General features: G+C 48.5%; 6 protein-coding genes. 4 read left to right on the plus strand and 2 right to left on the minus strand.

What is annotated here, in order from left to right; all coding sequences use genetic code 11:
• Nucleotides 1-132 precede the first annotated feature (132 nt).
• On the minus strand, nt 133-2,955 hold the full coding sequence (locus QUB11_RS06990) for a TonB-dependent receptor domain-containing protein (protein WP_333390121.1): 2,823 nt from the start codon (nt 2,953-2,955) through the stop codon (nt 133-135).
• Nucleotides 2,931-3,950, minus strand: coding sequence for an RRXRR domain-containing protein (locus QUB11_RS06995; RefSeq protein ID WP_333200177.1), 1,020 nt, complete (start codon nt 3,948-3,950; stop codon nt 2,931-2,933). The genes QUB11_RS06990 and QUB11_RS06995 overlap by 25 nt, the downstream gene beginning before the upstream one ends.
• A 215-nt stretch (nt 3,951-4,165) precedes the next feature.
• On the opposite strand from QUB11_RS06995, the gene QUB11_RS07000 reads away from it, so the two are divergent.
• The 4 genes from QUB11_RS07000 (at nt 4,166) to QUB11_RS07015 (ending at nt 22,213) form a co-directional block, all read left to right on the plus strand.
• Nucleotides 4,166-4,432, plus strand: coding sequence for a hypothetical protein (locus QUB11_RS07000; protein WP_333256521.1), 267 nt, complete (start codon nt 4,166-4,168; stop codon nt 4,430-4,432).
• A gap of 540 nt (nt 4,433-4,972) precedes the next feature.
• A complete protein-coding gene (locus QUB11_RS07005; protein ID WP_333390123.1) occupies nt 4,973-13,981 on the plus strand; it encodes an amino acid adenylation domain-containing protein in 9,009 nt (3,002 codons plus the stop codon).
• A 245-nt stretch (nt 13,982-14,226) separates the two neighbouring features.
• On the plus strand, nt 14,227-18,939 hold the full coding sequence (locus tag QUB11_RS07010; protein ID WP_333390125.1) for an amino acid adenylation domain-containing protein: 4,713 nt from the start codon (nt 14,227-14,229) through the stop codon (nt 18,937-18,939).
• 1 nt (nt 18,940) lies between these two features.
• Entirely contained in the window at nt 18,941-22,213 is a 3,273-nt protein-coding gene (locus tag QUB11_RS07015) for an amino acid adenylation domain-containing protein (RefSeq protein ID WP_333390127.1), read from the plus strand.
• Nucleotides 22,214-22,232 lie beyond the last annotated feature (19 nt).

Raw genomic sequence — 22,232 nt, forward strand, 5'->3', positions numbered from 1 at the left:
GGGGTGTCTTGAGGGAGAGCCACCCTTGTTATCATTCGCAGAAAAACACCTGATAGCGAGAGTTAGGCGGCCAGCGCTTTCCTCGCAAGTCCCTACTTTTTCATCCGCATGAAATTCCCAGCCGATAAATAATTACCAGTTAAGGCGGTAATTAACACTGAGAGTCAAACCTCTGCCTGCATAATTAGAGCTGTCCGATCCAAATCCAGCTAAGTATTGGGAGATCACGGGAAAATATTGATTATTCAATAAATTCTCGACTTTGATTTGTAGCAGCCCAGAGCCAATTTTAACCGCGCTGACGTAATCCAGTGTGAGATAGCTGCTAATCGGGCCGCCATCCGAGCCGTCTTTGAAGGCTTGATCGCGATTTCCAGAATATAATAACTGTAACCGATTGTTCCATCCCGGCAAAGTTTCGTTTTGAACATAAGCTGTTAGCTTGAGGGGTGGAATTCTGCTGCTATCGAGGGCGATGTAACGGTTGTCCTCCTCATATTCGCCATGAAGATAGGTAGCAGTCCCGCCGATCGACCATGCTCGTGCAGGTTGCCAATCCACAGTCCCTTCTAAGCCGTAAATGCGTTCTGGGGCGCGGATTAGTTCCAGGCGACCTGTGTTGCCAACTGGTTGAAAACTGATTCCTAGATCGGAGGTATTGTAAAAAGCGGCAAGCGACATTTGCACGGATTGCCACCCTCCTCGAATGCCAATTTCGTAGCTGTTGACTTTTTGCGGTTGAGTTACTTCTAACGAAGATTCAATTCCCACAAAATCGTCGGGGGGTTGGCGGAGAATGCGGCCGAAATCTGGAACTGAGAAACCTTGAGAAAAGTTGCCAAATACGTTGAAGGTGTCATTAATTTTATAGACAGCCCCTGTATTAAATAGGGTGGCGTTAAATTTGCGATCGCCTCCTTCGATCTGGCGATCGTTAAAAGTGGTATAATCATTGACGTTTAACCCGACGCGTTCGTGACGTATCCCCCCACTTAGAATCACGATATCGTCAATATTCCATTCCAATTGACCGAAAAAGCCAAGGCTGTTGTAAGTGTAAGGAGGGACGAAAGGACGCTCGGAAATTTTCCGGTAAACCCTGCCACCACTTGCGTCAACTCTCTCTGGTTCGTACAGGTCGAAACGCTGTTTACTATCTTCAGTAACATAGTCAGAACCCCAAGTTAATCGAAGATTTTCGGCACTGGATAAAGGAGTGGTGACCGCAAGCCTTCCTCCTATTTGTTCGTTTTCGGCTCGCGAACGAGCAACGCCGACAAACGGGCCAAAGAAATCGGACGTGCGAAAATCAGAGGGAACACTTACATTGGAATTCGTTCGATAGTAAATTTGACTTTGAAGGCTGCTGCCAAAAAGGTTTTGGTTGGTGTAACTGAGGTTGAGCTGTGTACTTCTATTTCCCGGTGTTTCCCCGTCAATATCCAAATCTCCGGTTCGGATGGCGCGGGCTTTTTGCCGTCCTTCCTGGTCGTCAACACTAAAGTCTGGAATCACATTGGGATCTTGAGTTTCCCGATAGTGATTGACAGTTAGTTGCAGCCGCTGGTTGGTGTCCAAATCTACCCCGACTTTGCCCATCACGTTGAAGAGGGTGCTGCTATCTCCGCCGAGTTCAAAATAGGGAATGCGCGAGCCTTTGGCATCGTAAAAAGCTCCACTTCTAGAGAGCGAGACAGTGCCCGTCAGATCGACATTGCCACTTCGGCCCGAAACCGTCTGCTGAGCGTTAAAGCTTAGAGCATCATCCGTGTTTGTTAAACCGCTACTGACGCCCACTTCAGTAACAGCAGTTAGCCTTTCCTCAGTTGGCCGACGAGTAATAATATTAACCACGCCACCTGTAGCCTGAGCGCCGTAGATTGCTGTAGACCCCCGCACTACTTCAATGCGTTCGATCGCGCTAGGATCGATGTTTCTAAATTCTCTGCCAAACGATTGAAGATTGGTCGTTTGTGGCACGCCGTCAATCAGAACGGAAACGTCCCTACCCCGCAAAGTTTGTCCATAAGTGGCAGTCAATTGAGTCGGGGGCGCGAAACCGGGAACCTGATTTGCCAGAGCTTCCCCGATATTTCTTGATTGCCCTACCTGCTGCTGAAGTTCTTCGGAGTCTACCACCGTTATAGAGCGCGGCACGTTGGTCACTCTTTCTGCGGTTCGTGTTGCAGTGACGACGATTTCAATCGGGTCTCTCCCCGCCTGTGGCGTCCCAGGTGGCTGCGCTGTCGGGGGCAAGGGTGATCCGGGCGTCCCAGGTGGCTGTGCTGTCGGGGGCAAGGGTGATCCGGGTGTCCCTGGTGGCTGCGCTGTCGGGGGCAAGGATTCTCCGGGTGTTCCAGGTGGCTGCGCTGTCGGCGGTAAAGGTTCTGCGGGTATCTCTACCTGCTGCCCTGTCTGTGGGAAGGGTGCTGCAGGTGCCCCCGGCCGCTGTGTTGTAGGAGCAGGTGCCCCCGGGCGAGCCGTCATCTCCGAGGTGGGTTTTAAGCTGAGAATCAGACCCGCAGCATTAGGAATCACCCGTGCCACTGGTTGACCCCTCTCGCCAACGACTTTGATTCGGATGCTGTTGTTATCTAAAGGAGTAACGGTGACAAAAGCAATTCCGGCTGCAGGCTTGTCTTGACGAAACTCATTTCCCCCCGGTAGTCGCAGTTGAGCGGTGATGACATCAGCTTGTAAAGTTTCGCCAAAGCTGGCGCTGAAGACTTGCAGCGGTCTTCCATCTTCAGTATCTAGGATGATTTCAATGCCTTCGGACGTGGGGTTGAGGCGAACTGCCGTCACCTGCGCGATGTTGGAAGCGCACACCGGCCCAGCGACTAACGCCGACACGACTCCTGCCAGCCCAAGGCTATTTAATAATTGCTGCGATCTATTCATCAGAAAAATGGGTTTGAAACCCCGTCCTTCTAGGACGGCTTTACAGTTCGCCATGAGTTGTAAGCCAGAAACTTACAATCCGTGGGCTTTGCGTTTTGACACAGGCGTTTTCCTGTACCAAGACTGTGCAGGCTAATGCGAGATTTTTTAGCATCTTCGCCACCTACGTAACACTTTCCATACTTAGGATGCTTGACAATCCCCCCACGCTTCAATCCTTGCGACATGGAGCCACCGTAAGGACGGCGATATCCGTTTTTCCCAGGGTTAAAAACGTGCAATTGCCTGCGATAAATGCGGATGGGCTTACATTCCATCACCACCATATTTTCTGGTGATCTATCGCCACCTACCAACAGGTAAGCTAGCACCCAAGAATCGACACAATGGGCATCAAAAACATTGGATAACTTGACCTTAGATTTTTTGAGACCTAATTCTTGACGAGTTAAGTAGGTGTGGCTATAGCCATCAAATTGGGTGAGAGGTGCAATTCTTTCCAACTCGGAATAACACCATTTTTTGCCAACTTCTAAGGGCGAAAATGACTTATTCCATTTGCGACAACCTTTTTTGGTCAATGCTTTTACATCCTCAATTCCAATACCTGAGAGGGGAAAGATGGTATCAAAAACTTTGACTACTCGGATTTTGAATTGCCAGCGCGCCTTAGTGCTTGGAGGAATCCCGCCACGCTTACGGTTTTTACGAGGTTGGCGACAAGGTGTTTTTCGATTGCGCCTTGCACGTCTGGCGTTTGTACTTGTCTCCTCAGCCTCTTTGACCCAATCAACAGCATGAAACTGCTGATTTAAGTAGGTATGAGCTTTTGATTTGACTGTGTACCCCTCACGTTTAGAACCCGGATCGATTCCAACTGCTACGGGTTGAGTATGACGATTTGAAGGTTCAACGTTTAAGCGAACACAAAATATCCCTTTACGGAAAAATGGTGTTGCTTTTCCAGATTTAATCCAACGCTCTGCCCTTGCGGGTGTTGTTGGCATTAAAGGACGTTGATCAAAGTCCACTACAGGAACGTATTGCATGGTGTTTGTTTGGCGATAAACCTAACTGTTTAATTTCCTTCGACTTTGACTAACGGAGTGGTTACGGGTTAGGAAGAGCGCCTGTAACGTCCAATGAAAGTGCCACCTTCAGTTAGTTCAAATTGGCTTCTCGGCCGTTGTCTAGTCCTACTTGCGCTTGTGTTCTACCTATGGCTTGGTTTCCCTACAAGCCCCATCCCTTTAGGGTGGGGTTAGTGACTACTCTTGAATCAACAATTGATAGAACTTCGGATATGTGGTTTGCGTTGCTTGCACAACACAATGTGTCAGAGCATTGCTGCTCTACTGTGGCTCCAGAAACTGACCTGCGGAAGATACGACCTAGTTGTCGGGCGCAGTTCGATCCGATTCTCCCGTCGCTAGCAGCCTTTGTCTGGGAACACAGCAGGCGCGTGAGGGCGAAAGCCTCAGTCCGGTGGCGCTCTGGACGATCGCCCACGGTTGGCACCTTCCTCGGTTAAAGGAAGTAGTCGCTGGCCTCTTAATGAGAAAGTGCCTTAATTAGATAACAGAGCACTCACATCTGTCAAGAGTTTACTAATGAAAACTAATTTCATTTTAAGATAGGGGGTCTTACCCCCTATGTAGTTATGCAGCACTTTCCTATTATGGTTGCTGTCAGGGCTAGACAAACGATCGCCTAAAATGCTATGGCAAGAGTTAGAAAAGATTGTCAGATAGGAAACAGAGGAGTCAACAAATTTTCTAAAAGACTCTTGACAATAAATCTCATCTAGCCTACTATGCTTAAAGTCGATAGCCGTAAAGCCCCTGAAGCTGATATCGAAGCTGGCTCGGACTAAAATCGCCCCGGAGCCATTGCCGAACAGCCCGATCGACAACAAAACGTGAAAACAAGCGCTAATACCCAGATTGAAGACTCAAACGCGCTGATGAGAGACTCGTAACGCCCGACGACTGTTCACAGAAAGTCTATGTGGAAAGAATTTGGCGGAACTGGTTGGCGTACTGCAAACAAGATTTATAGGTAAAAAGAATCGATGAGTGACGCAAGCATTAAGGGAAACCAACTCACCGAAAGTTGTACCAATTTAGTAGAACTCCTACAAAACAGAGCACTACACCAACCAGAGCAGAAATATACATTTCTGTTAGACGGAAAAACTGAAACCGCCAGTTTGACTTATCGAGAGTTAGATGCGATCGCCCGATCGCACGCCGTGCGACTTCAGACATTGGGAGTCACTGGCGAACGAGCCTTACTGCTTTTCCCGCCAGGATTGGACTATCTCGCCGCCTTTTTTGGATGCTTGTACGCCAAAGTGATCGCGGTTCCCCTCTATCCGCCGAAGCTGAAACGGAATTTAGCGAAAATAAGTGCGATCGCCAAAGACGCAGGAGCAACTGTTGCGATCGCTCCCGCGCGATACTTGGAAAATTTAGAGCAGCTATGCGAGCAAGCGCCGGAACTCAAAGGGCTGCACTGGCTGACAGCAGAAGCGCTTTCGGATGACGGCGAAAAGTGGCAGCAGCCAGCGATCCATCCCGACGAAGTAGCTTATCTTCAGTACACTTCCGGCTCAACCTCCACCCCCAAAGGCGTAATGGTGAGCCACGCCAACGTTTTATACAACATCGAATACATTCACCGAGGCTTTCAGCACGATTCCGAAAGCGTTGCGGTAACGTGGCTTCCCCCCTTTCACGACATGGGGTTAATTGACGGATTGCTCAAACCTTTGTATCTGGGAATTCCCTCTTACTTCATGCCGCCAGCGGCGTTTATTCAGAACCCGATGTGCTGGTTGGAAGCGATTTCGCGCTACAAAGCTACCCACAGCGGCGGGCCAAATTTTGCTTACGACTTGTGTGCTAGCAAAATCAGCAAAATGTTGCTAGCACAATTTGAGGATGATTATTGTGGGGTAGGCGTCGGGCCTGCTGTGAAAATACACCGGACGGGCGGGACGCCCATCCCACAAAACAATCAAAATCATCCCGCTATTATGCAGCGCGAAATTTTGGGCGATGACCAAAAAAGGCTCGACTTGAGTAGTTGGCGCGTGGCCTATAACGGCGCAGAACCGATCCACAAAGAAACCCTAGAGCGATTTACCAAAGCTTTTGAGCCCTGCGGTTTTCAGGCGGATGCCTTTTGTCCTGCTTACGGAATGGCAGAAACTACGCTAAAAATTGCCACGGTTCGCAGCGGCGCAACACCGACTTTCTTACCTGTTGACGCGGGGGCGCTGGAAAATAATCACATTGTAGAAGTTGTCGAAGGCGAGGGGGGCGCGAGAACTTTAGTCGGCTGCGGTTTCCCTGAATTTGGCACTAAAGTTGCGATCGTCAATCCCGAAACTCTGACACAATGCCAGCCACAGGAAGTCGGAGAAATTTGGGTAGCTGGCGAAACAGTTGCGCGAGGCTATTGGAATCGCCCAGAAGAAACAGAAAAAACCTTTCAAGCATATCTTTCAGATACCAGCGAAGGGCCCTTTTTGCGAACAGGAGATTTAGGCTTTTTACGAGACGGAGAACTGTTTATTACAGGGCGACTCAAAGATTTGATTATCATCCGAGGTCGCAATCTTTACCCCCAAGATATAGAAAGAACAGCAGAGCGCAGCCATCCCAGTTTGCGGCAAGGGGCGATCGCCGCATTCTCGGTGGAAGTCGCAGGCGAAGAACAGCTCGTTATCGTGCCAGAATTACAATCTCGCAAAGCGCCGGATCATGCCGAGGAAATTATCAGCGCCATCCGCTCTAGCATTGCTCAAGAATATGAAGTGCAAGTTTATGGAGTAGTGCTGATTAAGCCGGGAAGCATTCCGAAAACGACTAGCGGTAAAATTCAACGTCGCGCCGCCTATGCTGACTTTCTAGCTGACAATTTGGAAGTTGTCGCCAGTAGCATTTTAGAGTTAGCTGATTTTGGTGAAATAGAGAATCGCCTCACGCGAGAAAATCTGCTGACAGCCGACTTAGAAGAACGGCAGTCGCTGCTTGAGGCTTACCTTTGGCAGCAGGTAAACCGCCGGGGAATGAATTCCCCGGCTAATAGCCAAAGTCGGCTAAAACTGATATCTTGCACCATTGTCAAGAACGGGCAAGATGCCCGTTCCACAAAGAATGAGTTTTCTTGTGGAACAGGCATCTTGCCTGTTCCTAAAAAAGTAATTGAGTTTTCTTGTGGAACAGGCATCTTGCCTGTTCCTAAAAAAGTAAATGAGTTTTCTTGTGGAACAGGCATCTTGCCTGTTCCTAAAAAAGTAATTGAGAATGGTGCAAGATGTGAGCTAAAACCGACTGAAGACGAATCTTCAATCCACTTCAGTGCCAGCGATAAAACACAAAATATTATCGATCGACCACTCAGTAGCTTTGGACTAGATTCTTTAAGAATTTTTGAGTTAAAAAATCAAATAGAGAGTGACTTGGGCGTTACTGTATCGGTTGCCGATTTGTTTGAGGATAGGAGCATTGCTCGACTGGCAGTGCAAATTCTAGAGCAACTGACAGGAAATACCAAAGCAGTCGCCCCAAGGCCAGTTTCTCGCCTACAAAACATCCCCCTGTCTTTTGCCCAAGAGCGCTTGTGGTTCTTTGACCAATTGGAACCCGGAAACCCATTCTATAACCTCTGCGGTGCAGTTCGGATTACAGGACAACTCAATGCAGAAACACTCAGGCAAAGTATTGAGAAAATTATCGAGCGACACGAGATTTTAAGAACTGCGTTTGCTGGTGGCGAAAAAGAACTGATACAAGTTATTTTTGATGCAAAAAATTTCCCCTTGCCCCTGAGAGATTTGAGCCATCTCCCCCCTGCAGAACGCGAGAAAGAAGCGCAAAAAATGTCTGCGGAAGAAGCACTGTTGCCCTTTGATTTAACTCAAGCAAATCTGCTACGTGCCAAACTTCTGCGCCTATCAGAAACAGAACATACTCTGCTTTTATCCGCCCACCATATCATTTTCGATGGGTGGTCTTTGGGCATATTTTTACGGGAACTAGCGGCATTTTATGAAGGCTTTACTAATAATAAATTAGCCGCGATTCCACCTCTGCAAATTCAGTATGCAGACTTTGCAACTTGGCAGCGCCAACAAATGCAGGGAGAAATATTAGAAACTCAACTTACTTACTGGAAGCAGCAGTTAAGTGGCAGCGCAGCGGTTCTAAATTTACCAACAGACTTTTCTCGTCCCGCTGTTCAAAGTTACAAGGGAGGTCGGCAATTATTTGAATTGCCAGAACACTTAACCGAGGCAATTAGGCAATTGAGTCGCAGGGAAAAAACCACTTTATTTATGACATTGCTGGCAGCATTCAAAACACTGCTTTACCGCTACACCGGGCAAGAAGATATCCTCGTCGGTTCACCAATTGCCAGCCGCAATAGCAGCGAAACCGAATCATTAATTGGATTTTTTGTCAATACTTTAGTGCTGCGATCTGACTTAACCGGAAATCCCACTTTTCGAGAGTTGCTGGCTCGCATTCGAGAGGTAAGTTTAGGCGCTTATGCACACCAAGAATTGCCATTTGAAAAGCTCGTAGAAGAATTGCAGCCGAATCGAGATTTAAGTCACTCGCCTTTATTTCAGGTGATGTTTGCCTTTCAAAATGCCTCTGAATTCGCCTTAGAATTGCCGGATTTAAGCCTGAACTGCCAACAGATTCACAGCGGCACAGCAAATTTCGATTTAACGCTGGAATTAGAAGCCACAGCAACAGGTATTAGAGGCTGGTTTGAATACAGCATAGACTTATTTGAAGCTGCTACAATTGCGCGAATGGCGAGACACTTTCAGAACTTATTAAAAGGCATCGTGGCGAATCCCTCCGCGCGTCTCTCAGATTTGCCCCTGCTTGCAGAAGCAGAACGCCAGCAACTTCTATTTGAGTGGAATAATACTGGGATAAATTACTCCCAAAATGAGTGCGTTCACCGTTTGTTTGAAGCGCAGGCTGCGAAAACACCTGATGCGGTTGCGGTGCGATTTGAATGCCAAAGTTTGACTTACCAAGAATTAAATATTCGCGCGAATCAACTTGCCCATTATTTGCACTCTTTCGGCGTAAAACCAGATGCGATAGTCGGCGTTTATATGGAGCGATCGCTCGATGCGATCGTCGGGATTTTAGGCGTATTAAAAGCAGGCGGCGCTTATTTGCCCCTCGATCCCATATATGCTAAAGAACGCCTAGCCTTCATGTTAGAAGACGCCGGTGTTCAGGTGTTGCTAACGCAAGCAGAATTAAAAGCAGAAACCCCAGCCCAAAATAATATTTCTGTCATTTGCTTGGATGCAGAATGGCAGACGATCGCTCAACAAAACAAGTCAAATCCTGAAAGCGCCGTTTTGCCAGAAAACCTAGCTTATATCATATATACATCCGGGTCTACCGGCAAGCCAAAAGGAGTGATGGTTCAACACGCATCTTTGGCAAATTATACGCAGGCTGCAAGTGTCGAATATGGCATCGAACCAGGCGATCGCGTTCTTCAATTTGCTTCCCTCAGTTTCGACGCCAGCGCCGAAGAAATCTATCCCTGTTTAACGCGAGGCGCAACATTGGTACTACGCGGAAAATCCATGTTAGACAGCATTTCTTCCTTCCTGCAAAAATGCCAGGAATGGCAAATCACCGTCTTAGATTTGCCGACAGCTTACTGGCGCGAATTAACTGCCAGACTCAGCACCGAAAAAGCAGAATTTCCCCCATCAGTGCGCTTGACAATTATTGGCGGAGAAACCGCACTTTCAGCATCCCTGAATCAGTGGCAAAAGTGCGTTTCAGAAAAAGTACGACTTGTCAATACTTACGGCCCCACAGAAACAACCATCGTCGCCACGTGGTGCGACACTCTCCCCTCTTCTTCTCTCCCCTCTGCGCCCTCTGCGCCCTCTGCGGTTAAAAACTCCCCAAAAACCTTGCCGATTGGACGCCCAATTCCAAATGCCCGCACCTATGTACTCGATGCTAATTTGCAACCCGTTCCCATCGGAGTCCCCGGCGAACTTTATATCGGAGGTGCGGGCGTTTCCAGAGGATATATCAACCGTTCGGATCTGAATCGAGAAAAATTTATTCCCGATATTTTTAGTGGCGTGCAAGGCGATCGCCTTTACAAAACAGGCGATTTAGTCCGCTATCTCCCCGATGGGAACTTAGAATTTCTCGATCGCACGGATCGCCAAGTGAAAATTCGCGGTTTCCGCATAGAGTTGGGAGAAATTGAATCAGCACTCAGCCAACATCCAGACGTGCAAGAAGCAGTCATTCTCGCGCGTGAGGAAGATTCAGGCGGAAAGCGTTTAGTCGCCTACCTCGTTTTAAACTCAGCAGTCGCGGGCGGGCACGGAGGCACCGCCCCTACGCACTCTGCACTGATTAAAAATCTGCGTTCTTTTCTCCGGGAACAACTGCCAGATTATATGGTTCCTGCTAGCTTTGTGTGTTTGGAATCGATGCCACTGACGCCCAACGGCAAGGTAGATTTCAAAGCTTTTCCCGCACCGGAAACCAACAGTTCAGAGGCAGATTTTATCGCTCCTGAGACTTTAGAAGAACAAGTATTAGCTGGTATTTGGGCTGAGGTTCTGGGTTTAAAACAGGTGGGAATCAATGACAATTTCTTCGAGTTGGGAGGTCACTCTTTACTAGCGACTCAACTGATTGCCAAGGTGCGCGATCGCTTTCAAGTCGAGCTATCATTGCGCTGCTTGTTTCAATCCCCCACAGTCGCTAGTCTAGCAGCGACGATCGCGGAAACTAAAAGCGAGCCAGATCAAGAACCTATTAAATTACTGCCGACAATCGCCCCCGATCCTCAAAATCGCTACAAACCATTTCCGCTCAATGAAATGCAGCAGGCGTACTGGATCGGGAGAAATAGCTTCTTTGAAATGGGCAATGTTGCCATTCACGGCTATGTAGAAATTGAGAGCGACGAGTTAGATTTAGAGCGGTTTAGCCTCGCGTGGCAACGAGTTGTACAGCGTCACGATATGCTGCGGGCGATCGTACTTCCGAACGGACAGCAGCAAATTCTGGAAAACGTGCCCGCTTATAAAATTGAGGTTTTGGATTTGCGATCGCTCGATTCAAAAGTTGCCTGCGAACAACTCGAAGCAATTCGCGATCGGCTTTCTCACCAAGTGCTGCCGCTCGATCGTTGGCCGCTATTTGAAATTTGCGCTTCGCAAATGAACGATCGCATTCGCTTGCATCTCAGCATTGACGCTTTGTGCATAGATGGCTGGAGTTTTCAAATTTTGTTTGGTGATTTGGTCAAGTTTTACCGCAATCCTAATACTGCGAGCTCACCCTTGCAACTATCTTTCCGCGATTGCGTTTTAGCAACGATCGCCTTAGAAAACTCCCCACTTTTCCAGCAATCCTTAGATTACTGGCGAAATCGCCTCAAAAACCTGCCACCAGCGCCGGAATTGCCCCTCGCCAAACAGCCGAATTCCTTAACGCAGCCGCGATTTAAACGCTGGAGCGATCGCTTAGATTTCTCAACTTGGCAGCGCCTCAAAACGCGCACAGCTCGCGCCAGCCTCACTCCTACGGGTTTATTGCTCGCCGCCTATGCGGAGGTTCTGTCTCTGTGGAGCAAAACGCCTCGGTTTACCCTCAACGTGCCGCGCTTCAATCGCCTTCCCCTGCATCCTCAAGTTGAGGAAATTATCGGAGAATTTGCCTCGTTTACTTTGCTAGAAATAGATAACTCCAAGCGAGAGAGTTTTGAAGTACGAGCCAAGCGATTGCAAGAACAGCTTTGGCAAGATTTAGAGCACCAATATGTCAGCGGGGTGCGCGTTTTGCGAGAACTCGCTCAAGCGCAAGGTACAACCGCAGCGCTAATGCCAGTCGTGTTTACGATCGATCCGCAAAACGCGCCTGGGGAAGATTCCTCTATCTTTTCTCTCATTCAAGAATTGGGAGAATTGGTGCACATTATTGGTCAAACTCCGCAAGTTTGGATAGACGCGCAATTTACCGAAACCGCCCAAGGGCTGTCTTTTAGCTGGGATGCGGTGGAAGAACTCTTCCCGCAAGGACTGATCGATGAGATGTTTGATGCCTACTGTCGCCTATTGCAACGCCTCGCCAATGAAGAGGAAACTTGGCAGAAAACGGTGCAGTTTCAGCAAGCCTTTACTAACAGCATTGAGGCACCCATTCCCGATGGATTGCTGCACGAATTGTTTGCTGAGAAAGTCGCCTTGCGATCGCACGAACCAGCCATCATTACGCGCGATCGTACCCTCACCTACGAGGAACTCTATCGGCGATCGAATCAAGTCGGTCATTGCTTGCGAAAGCTGGGAGCTCGCCCTAACCAGTTGGTTGCCGTCGTCATGGAGAAAGGGTGGGAGCAAATCGTCGCTGTGCTGGGCATTCTAGCCTCTGGAGCCGCTTATTTGCCCGTAGATGCGGCGCTGCCAAAAGAACGGCTGTGGTATTTGCTGGAAAATGGCGAAGTTGAGATTGTTTTGACGCAATCTCAGTTAAATCAACGCTTGGAATGGCCGGAAAATGTGCGGCGAATTTGTCTTGATACTGAGGAATTAGCAACAGAAAGCGGCGAAGCTTTGGAATCAGTGCAGGAAGCGGAAGATTTAGCTTATGTTATTTATACTTCTGGCTCAACTGGCTTGCCGAAAGGCGTGGCGATCGCGCACCGAGGTGTAGTCAATGCGATCGCTCAGACCAATCAAGTGTTTAATGTGACCGAGTGCGATCGCGCGATCGCAGTCACCGCACTGCACCACGATATGTCGGTTTACGATATCTTCGGCATCCTAGCGGCCGGGGGAGCGATCGTCATTCCCGATGCAACACAACGGCTAGACCCCTCTCACTGGGCGCAATTGATGGTAAAAGAGCGCGTAACCATTTGGAACTCGGTTCCCCCGATGATGGAAATGCTGCTCGATTACGCTGGCGGACGTTCTGAGGTGTTGCCGGAGTGCTTGCGCTGGGCGTTTCTCGGCGGAGATTGGATACCGATAACGCTGCCCCAGAGGTTAAGGGCGATCGTCAAAGGATGCCGCGTTGTCAGTGTCGGCGGGCCAACGGAAACTACCCTTTGGAATATTTGGTATCCGGTAGAAACTGTTGACCCTTCTTGGAAGAGCATTCCCTACGGATCGCCGATCGCCAATACACGTTATTACATTTTGAATGAAAGGCTAGAAGACTGTCCCGTCTGGGTTGCCGGCGAGATGTGCTGTGCCGGAGTTGGACTGACAAAAGGATACTGGCGGAATGAAGAAAAAACTCGCGCCAGTTGCCTCACGCACCCCGTCACGGGCGATCGTTTGTACCGAACGGGAGATTTAGGGCGCTTCCTCCCTGACGGCAATATCGAATTTTTAGGGCGAGAAGATTTCCGCCTTAAAATTCGAGGATTCCGCATCGAAGCCGGAGAAATTGAAGCTGCTTTGAACGAGCACCCAGCAGTCAAAGCATCCATTGTCACCGCATTCGGAGAAAATCACAGTCAAAAGCGCTTAGTAGCATATATCGTTCCACAACAAAACGCTGCCCCGGCGGTTGAAGAATTGCGACAATTTCTGAGTGAAAAGCTGCCCGATTATATGGTGCCTTCTGCATTTATAATTCTGGACGCGCTGCCGCTGTCGGCGAACGGCAAAGTTAACCGCAAGGCTCTGCCTGAACCGGATGCGGCGATTCAAAAAGCAAAGATTTTTGTGGCACCACGCACCCCTATTGAGGCAATGTTAGCGAGAATTTGCTGTGAGGTTCTCGGCATCGAACAGTTAAGCATTGCCGATAACTTTTTTGAACTCGGAGGAAATTCGCTGCTGGCAATTCAATTAGCAGCAAAAATACGAGAATCTTGTCAGATAGAATTGCCTTTGTGCGATATTTTTGCAGGACGATCGCTCGCCGTACTTGCAGAAAATATTAATGATGCCAAAAACAAAAATGTGGCCGTTGAAGAACCCGCGATCGCGCCTGTTTCGCGATCGGCATACCGGAGGTCGCTATCCTCTTTGCAATAAGTGATGAGTCGCGGGCGATCGGCCGATCTCCCATAAGTAATCCCCAATTATCGGCTGCAATCCTCTATTCCCAATTGCCAATTCCCAATTATCAGTTACCAATCCCATGACCGAGAATTTCTTGATGGTACAAGCCCCCTGATTTATCCGTGGAATCAATCCAAAATCTCAAATCTAAAATCCTCAAGAAAGAGACTCGATCCGTGGGGTCAATCCAAAATCTAAAATCTAAAATCTAAAATCCCATGACGGTGCATTTTTCCGAAAAACCTCCAACAGATACTCGCGACTCGGCGAATGCTTCCGAAGAAGAAGTATTTGCATTTCCCACCTCTTTTGCCCAGCAAAGACTGTGGTTTATTGACCAATTTGAACCGGAAAACCCTTTTTACAACCTTCCGGCGGCTGTGTTACTAAAAGGCAGGCTAAATGTAGTAGTGCTAGAGCTAAGTTTCAAGGAAATTGTGCGCCGTCACGAAGCTTTGCGGACGACATTTGCCACTGTAGACGGTCAACCCGTGCAGGTGGTTGGTGAGAATTTTAATTTCGGGCTGCAAGTTTTAGACCTGCAACAATTGGCGGAAACTGAGCGAGAAGAAAAAGTAAAACAACTGGCTGCAGAAGAAGCTAGCAAACCTTTTGACCTAACCAAAGGGCCGCTGTTGCGAGCTAGTTTGCTACAGTTAGATGCTGAGGAATATGTCTTGCTGCTGACGCTACACCACATTATTTTTGATGGCTGGTCAATCGGAGTCTTTCTGCAAGAATTAGCAGCACTTTACGAAGCGTTTTTGATTGGCAAACCATCCCCACTTCCCGAACTTTCTATACAGTACGCCGATTTTGCTATTTGGCAGCGGGAATGGCTTGCGGGCGATTCCCTGCGGGATAGCTGCGCTTCACGCTTGCAAACTCAACTTAACTACTGGAAAAAGCAGCTTAGTGGCCTTCCCCCCTTGCTGGAATTGCCAGCCGATCGCCCCCGTCCTCCGGTGCAAACCTATCGGGGCGCGAAAGAATCATTCCTCATCCCGAAAACGCTAACGGCAGCCCTCAAAAAGCTCAGCCGCCAGGAAAATGCCACCCTGTTTATGACGCAGCTAGCAGCCTTTAAAACGCTGCTCTACCGCTATACAGGACAGGCAGATATCCCCGTTGGCTCTCCCATTGCCAACCGCAACAGAGCGGAAATTCAAAGGCTAATCGGGTTTTTTGTCAATACTTTGGTATTGCGAACTGATTTGTCAGGCGATCGCACTTTTCGGCAGTTGCTCGATCGCATTCGGGAGGTGAGTTTAGAAGCTTACGCTCACCAGGATTTGCCGTTTGAGAAACTGGTTGAAGAGTTGCAACCAGAGCGAAATTTGAGCTACAATCCACTGTTCCAAGTTGCTTTTGTTTTGCAAACTGCACCTGTTGCAGCGGAATCAATCGCCGGACTCAATCTCACTCTTTTAGATGTTGAGAATCAGACAGCAAAAGTTGACTTAACGCTGTATTTAGAAGAAAAGCAGGAAGAAATTAGCGGTCAGTTTGAATACAGCACAGATTTATTTGATGCAGCCACAATCAATCGGATGGCGGAGCATTTTATAGTTTTACTGGAGGGAATAACAGCCAATCCAGATAGCCAGATTGAAGAGCTACCGTTGCTGGGGGAAAAAGAGCGGCATCAGTTATTAGTAGAGTGGAATGACACCCGCGCCGATTATTCGAGCGATCGCTGCATTCATCAATTATTTGAAGCGCAGGTCGCTCGAACTCCCGATGCCATTGCAGTCGTATTTGAAGACCAAAAACTCACCTACCGCGAACTGAATGAACGAGCGAACCAACTCGCGCATTACCTGCAAAAACTAGGTGTAAAACCAGAAGTTTTGGTGGGAATTTGTGTCGAGCGATCGCTCGATACGATCGTCGGCATTCTCGGAACTTTAAAAGCCGGGGGCGCTTACGTTCCGCTAGATCCTGCCAACCCTCGCGATCGCCTTGCTTTTATACTCGAAGACGCGCAGGTAAATGTACTGCTGACTGAGGAAAAGTTGTTGCAAACCCTTCCCAAATGCAGCGCCAAAATCGTTGGCATCGATGCGGATAAAAGTGCTTTGTCCCAACACAGCAAAGAAAATCCCGCCAGCGGCACCACTGCCGAAAATCTCGCCTATATCATCTACACTTCTGGCTCAACTGGCATCCCCAAAGGCGTTTTAGTTCCTCACTCCAACGTCGTCCGCCTGTTTGCTGCTACCCAGTCGTGGTACAACTTCAACGACCAAGATGTGTGGACGCTGTTTCACTCCTATGCTTTTGACTTCTCAGTCTGGGAAATTTGGGGCGCTTTACTCTACGGCGGGCGACTCGCGATCGTGCCTTATTCAGTCAGCCGATCGCCCCAAGATTTTTACAGCTTGCTATGCAAAGAACGAGTCACAGTTCTCAACCAGACTCCTTCTGCATTTTACCAGTTGATAAAGACAGAAGAATCTGCCGGAATTGGCGAAGATTTAAGCCTGCGCTTAGTAATTTTTGGCGGGGAAGCTTTAGACTTGCAAAGCTTAAAACCTTGGTTCGATCGGCACGGCGATCGGCACCCCCAACTTGTCAATATGTATGGCATTACAGAAACAACTGTCCACGTCACGTATCGACCGCTGACTGCCGCTGATTTAAGTAAAAATGCCAGCCTTATTGGCCGTTCAATTCCTGACTTGCAAGTTTACCTGCTCGATCGCAACTCCCAACCCGTTCCGATCGGCATCCCCGGAGAAATTTACGTTGGCGGTGCTGGCGTCGCGCGGGGCTATCTCAATCAGCCAGAATTAACGGCCGATCGGTTTATTCCCAACCCTTTTAATGACAGTTTGAAAGCGCGGCTGTACAAATCTGGAGACTTAGCTCGCTATCTGCCAAATGGCGATATTGAATACTTGGGACGAATTGACCACCAAGTAAAAGTGCGCGGTTTTCGCATCGAATTAGGAGAAATTGAAGCAGCGCTAGGACAGCATCCAGATGTCGCCCAGGCTGTGGTTGTAGTGCGAGAAGATGTACCGGGCGATAAGCGCTTGGTAGCTTATATCATTGCTAACTCAGCAGCACAAAATAAGCATTCAATACTGATTCACGAACTGCGCTGCTTTCTGAAAGAAAAATTGCCGGAATATATGGTGCCTGCTGTGTTCGTGACGCTGGAGGCGCTGCCTTTAACAAACAACGGCAAAGTCGATCGCCAAGCACTTCCCGCACCGGATCGCGATCGGCCAGAACTCGAAGAGGCATTCGCCGCCCCAAGCACAGCTATTGAGAAAATCCTGGCCGAAATTTGGGCGCAAGTATTGGGGTTAGAACAAGTGGGAATTGACGACAATTTCTTTGAATTGGGCGGCGATTCTATCCTCAGCATTCAAGTCATTTCTAAAGCCAATCAAGCGGGGTTGCGACTTACACCAAAACAACTGTTTCAGCACCAAACTATTGCACAGTTAGCCACCGTCGCCGATACAGATCAGACCCAAAAATCGGAACAGGGATTAATCATTGGCGACGTTCCTCTGACGCCGATTCAGCACTGGTTTTTCGAGCAAAATCTCTCCGATTTACACCACTGGAATCAGGCGGTGCTTTTAGAGTTGCGGCAACCTCTCGAACCTGCATTAATTGAGTCAGTTTTGCAGGAATTGCTGAAGCACCACGACGCGCTGCGCCTGCGTTTTGCGCCAGGAGAATCTGGCTGGCAGCAGGATCTCGCCAATCCCGACGAGATTGCTCCGTTTACCTGCATTGATTTGTCGTCGCTACCTCCAGAGGAGCGAGAAGCGGCTTTCCAAACCGCCGCCACTCAGTTGCAAGCCAGTTTGAATTTGTCAGAGGGGCCATTACTTCGCGCTGCCCTATTTGACATGGGCAAACATCAGCCAAATCGCTTGTTATTGGCCATTCATCACTTAGCGGTTGATGGGGTTTCGTGGCGAATTTTAATTGAGGATTTCCAGACGGCTTATGGGCAGATTAGCGGCGGCGAAACTGTCGCGCTGCCGCCCAAAACAACCTCCTTTAAGCAGTGGGCAGAACGCTTGCATGAGTGGGCGCGATCGCCCGAATTGCAGGAAGAGTTCGATTACTGGTTCGCCCTTTCTCACCAACCAACTTCTCGCTTGCCAGTGGATTTCCCAACCGCAGCTAATTTAGTTGCATCTGAAAAGACAGTATCCGTTGCTTTGAGTGTTGAAGAAACAAAACTGCTCCTGCAAGAAGTACCTGCCGCTTACCGCACTCAAATTAATGATGTATTGCTAACTGCTTTAGGTCAAGCATTTGAACGCTGGACAGGCAATAACTCACTTTTACTTGACTTAGAAGGTCACGGGCGCGAAGATATATTTGAAGCCGTAGATTTGTCGCGCACAATCGGCTGGTTCACATCTGTTTTTCCCGTCCTGTTAAATTTAGAACAACCTTCGGATCTAGGGGCTACCCTCAAATCAGTGAAAGAGCAGTTACGCGCCGTGCCAAATCGCGGTATTGGCTGCGGTGTCCTACGATATTTAAACCCTGAAATTGCTAAAAATTTGCACAAATTGCCGCAATCTGAGGTAAGCTTTAATTATCTCGGACAGTTTGACCAAGTGCTGCCGAAATCTTCTTTATTCATGCTGTCCTCCGAGCCTAGTGGCCCCCTTCGCAGCCCGCGCGGAAATCGGCGTTATCTGCTGGAAATTAACGGATTTATTGCCAGCAACAAGCTGCAATTAGATTGGACGTACAGCGAAAGCATTCACCGACGAGAAAGCATTGAAAATTTGGCAACAGGCTTTATAGAATCGCTGCGATCGCTAATTCAATACTGTCAGTCCCCCGACGCCGGCGGCTGCACTCCTTCTGACTTTGCAGAGTTTAAGTGGAGTCAGTGGGGCCAGGACGATTTAGACAACATTACCGCAATTTTGGGAGAGCTGTAAGATGAGCAAAGGCAATATCGAAGATTTTTATCCCCTCTCTCCAGCGCAGCAGGGCATTCTCTTTCATTCCCTCTACCAGCCAGAATCGGGCGTATATTTCGGGCAACTGCTGTGCGTCTTGCGCGGCGATCTCAATGTTTCTGCGTTGAGAAATAGTTGGCAAAATGTTGTAGAGCGACATCCCATTTTGCGGACTTGTTTCGTGTGGGAAAAGTTGAAAGAACCCGTGCAAGCGGTGCGTAAGCAGGCTGCATTATCTTGGCAGCAGATGGACTGGCGATCGCTCTCGGCATCCGCACAACAACAGCAGCTAGAAACGTTCCTAAAAGCCGATCGCGAGCAGGGCTTTGACTTGAAATCAGCTCCCTTAATTCGCATTGCACTGGCGCAGTTAGAAACAGATACTTTTCAGTTTATTTTGAGCCACCACCACTTAGTTTTAGATGGGTGGTCGCTGGCGATCGTTCTTGATGAAGTTTTTGGTTTTTATCAAGCCTTCTCCCAGGGCGAGGAATTGCACCTCAAACGCCCTCGCCCTTATCGGGATTACATCGCCTGGCTGCACCAGCAAGATTTATCGGCGGCTGAGTCATTTTGGCGGCAAACTCTCAAAGGTTTTGCAGCTCCAACTGCGATCGGCCGGGGCAATATTGTCGCGGGAAACCGTTTAGAAAGTAGTGGCGAACAGCAGGTGATATTTTCTGCAACAGCCACCGCCGCACTGCAATCTGCCGCGCGGCAGCATCAGCTAACATTAAATACCCTCGTACAGGCAGCTTGGGCGCTACTTTTGAGCCGATACAGCGGCGAGGAAGATGTGGTTTTTGGTACGGTTGTCTCCGGGCGACCGCCAGAGTTAATGGGTGCTGAATCGGTAGTGGGACTGTTCGTAAATCCTCTGCCAGTGCGCGTAAAAATTGACCCAAAGGATTCTATTTTATCCTGCTTGAAAGAACTCCAAGCGCAACAAGTTGAGGCGAGGCAGTATGAGTACAGCCCCCTCGTTGAGGTGCAGGGGTGGAGCGAAGTTCCTCGGAGTTTACCTCTATTTGAGAGTTTGGTCGTTTTTGAAAATTATCCTTCGGATGCTTCTTTGCAGGAGAAGATTCAAAACTTAAAAATAGAGAATATTCGCTCCTTGGAAACAACGAATTATCCTCTAACGGTGATGGCAATGCCCGGTGCGGAATTGACGCTGAAAATTGGTTACAATAGCAACCTCTTTGAAGACGCTGCTATCGCACGGATGCTCGGACACCTGCAAACTTTACTAGAGGAAATGACTGCCAATCCTGAGCGGAAACTGTCAGAATTGCCCCTATTGAGCGCCGCCGAACGCCAGCAATTACTTGTCCAGTGGAACGACACCCAAGCGGATTACCCCAAAAATTCCTCAATTCACGAATTATTTGCAGCGCAAACAGAGCGAACCCCAGATGCAGTGGCTGCAATTTGCGAAAATGAACAATTGACTTACCGCGAATTGAATGCCAAAGCCAATCAAATCGCGCATTACCTGCAATCTCTTGGTGTAAAACCCGAAGTTTTGGTGGGAATTTGCTTAGAGCGATCGCTGTCGATGCTGGTGGCCATTTTGGGCATTTTAAAAGTCGGTGCCGCTTACGTTCCTATCGATCCTGCTTATCCCCAAGAACGCCGCTCCTTTATGCTAGCCGACGCAAAAGTTCCGGTGCTTTTGACTCAAAAAAACCTCCTAGAAACCCTCCCCGAACACAGCGCTAAAGTCGTCTGTATCGACGCCGAATGGCAGGAAATTTCCCGCGAGAGCGATCGCAACCCCGCTGTTAAAGTGGAAGCTGAAAACCTCGCTTACGTCCTCTACACTTCCGGCTCCACAGGCACTCCCAAAGGCGTACTCGGCACCCACCGAGGCACAGTCAATCGCTGTTTTTGGAACCCCTACCCTTTTAGCGAAGCAGATATTTGCGGTCAAAAAACGTCCTTAAATTTTGTCGATTCGGTTTGGGAAATATTTGCTCCTTTGCTGCATGGGTTGCCCACTGTCATTATTCCCGATCGCTCCGTCAAAGATATTAACCAATTCCTTCAAACCTTATCAAAGCAAAATGTAACGCGACTGGTGCTGGTTCCTTCTTTGTTGCGCGCTATCTTAGATTCCTTCCCTGATTTAGACAGGCGTTTGCCTCAATTAAAATATTGGATTTGCAGCGGAGAAACTCTGCCGATGGAACTTTGCCAGCAATTTCGAGAGCAGATGCCCCAGCGGGTATTAATCAATCTTTATGGCTCTTCTGAAGTAGCTGCGGACGTGACGTGGTACGATGCAACTCACTGTGTCGAGAAAGTTCCAATCGGTCGCCCGATCGCCAACACGCAAATTTATCTGCTCGATCGCAATTTGCAACCCGTTCCGATAGGAGTTCCCGGCGAGATTTACGTCGGGGGCGATGGATTGGCAAAAGGCTACTTAAACCGCCCCGACTTAACCTCGGAAAAATTCATTTCTAACCCGTTTGGGCAAGAAAAATTAGATTTTGTCGGTAATTCTCATCAAAAAGTTTTGTTCAAAACAGGCGATATCGGTTGTTACCTGCCGGATGGTAATATAGAATTTCTGGGCCGTGGCGATTGCCAAGTAAAAATTCGCGGTTTCCGCATCGAACTCGGAGAAATAGAGGCAGCAATTTCTCAACATTCTTCTGTGTCCACCGCTGCTGTTTTGCTTCAAGAAAATGCACCGGGCAGTCAACGCCTAGTCGCTTACCTAGTTCCTAACTCAGGGTTCAGAAATCAGCACCCAGAACTTATTTCCGAACTGCGTTCATTCTTGAAGCAAAAACTGCCCGATTACATGGTTCCTTCAGCTTTTATGCTATTAGATGCGTTGCCATTAACGCCCAACGGAAAAATTGACCGTCTCGCCTTATCTCAAAGGTGCGATTACGTTTCTGATGAAACAGCCTTCACTGAGCCACAAACGCCTACAGAGGAGAAAATTGCTGAGATTTGGACTGCTATTTTAGGGCTAGAAAAAGTAGGAATTAACCAAAACTTTTTTGACCTCGGCGGTCACTCTCTGATGGCAACACAGTTAATATCGCGAGTGCGATCGTGCTTTGGAGTAGAGTTAGCGCTGTGCGATTTTTTTGCCGCTCCCACCATTCAGAATTTAGCTGAACTAATCGAGGAAGAAATTCTGGCAAACGCCGATGCTAACCAGATAGATGAATTGCTCGATCTCTTAGAAAAAGTGGATGAAGAGTCAGCACAAACTGTGATGGTGGCTGAGTAAATATCGGGTGGGTCAAAAA

The organism is Microcoleus sp. B6-A1 (genome assembly GCF_036705085.1).
In the GTDB taxonomy this organism is placed as follows: domain Bacteria; phylum Cyanobacteriota; class Cyanobacteriia; order Cyanobacteriales; family Microcoleaceae; genus Microcoleus.

Excerpts from the sequence above, each read along its gene's own strand:
- QUB11_RS06990 (WP_333390121.1), bottom strand. The coding sequence starts at position 2,955 with ATGGCGAACTGTAAAGCCGTCCTAGAAGGACGGGGTTTCAAACCCATT.
- QUB11_RS06995 (WP_333200177.1), bottom strand. The coding sequence starts at position 3,950 with ATGCAATACGTTCCTGTAGTGGACTTTGATCAACGTCCTTTAATGCCA.
- QUB11_RS07005 (WP_333390123.1), top strand. The coding sequence starts at position 4,973 with ATGAGTGACGCAAGCATTAAGGGAAACCAACTCACCGAAAGTTGTACC.
- QUB11_RS07010 (WP_333390125.1), top strand. The coding sequence starts at position 14,227 with ATGACGGTGCATTTTTCCGAAAAACCTCCAACAGATACTCGCGACTCG.
- QUB11_RS07015 (WP_333390127.1), top strand. The coding sequence starts at position 18,941 with ATGAGCAAAGGCAATATCGAAGATTTTTATCCCCTCTCTCCAGCGCAG.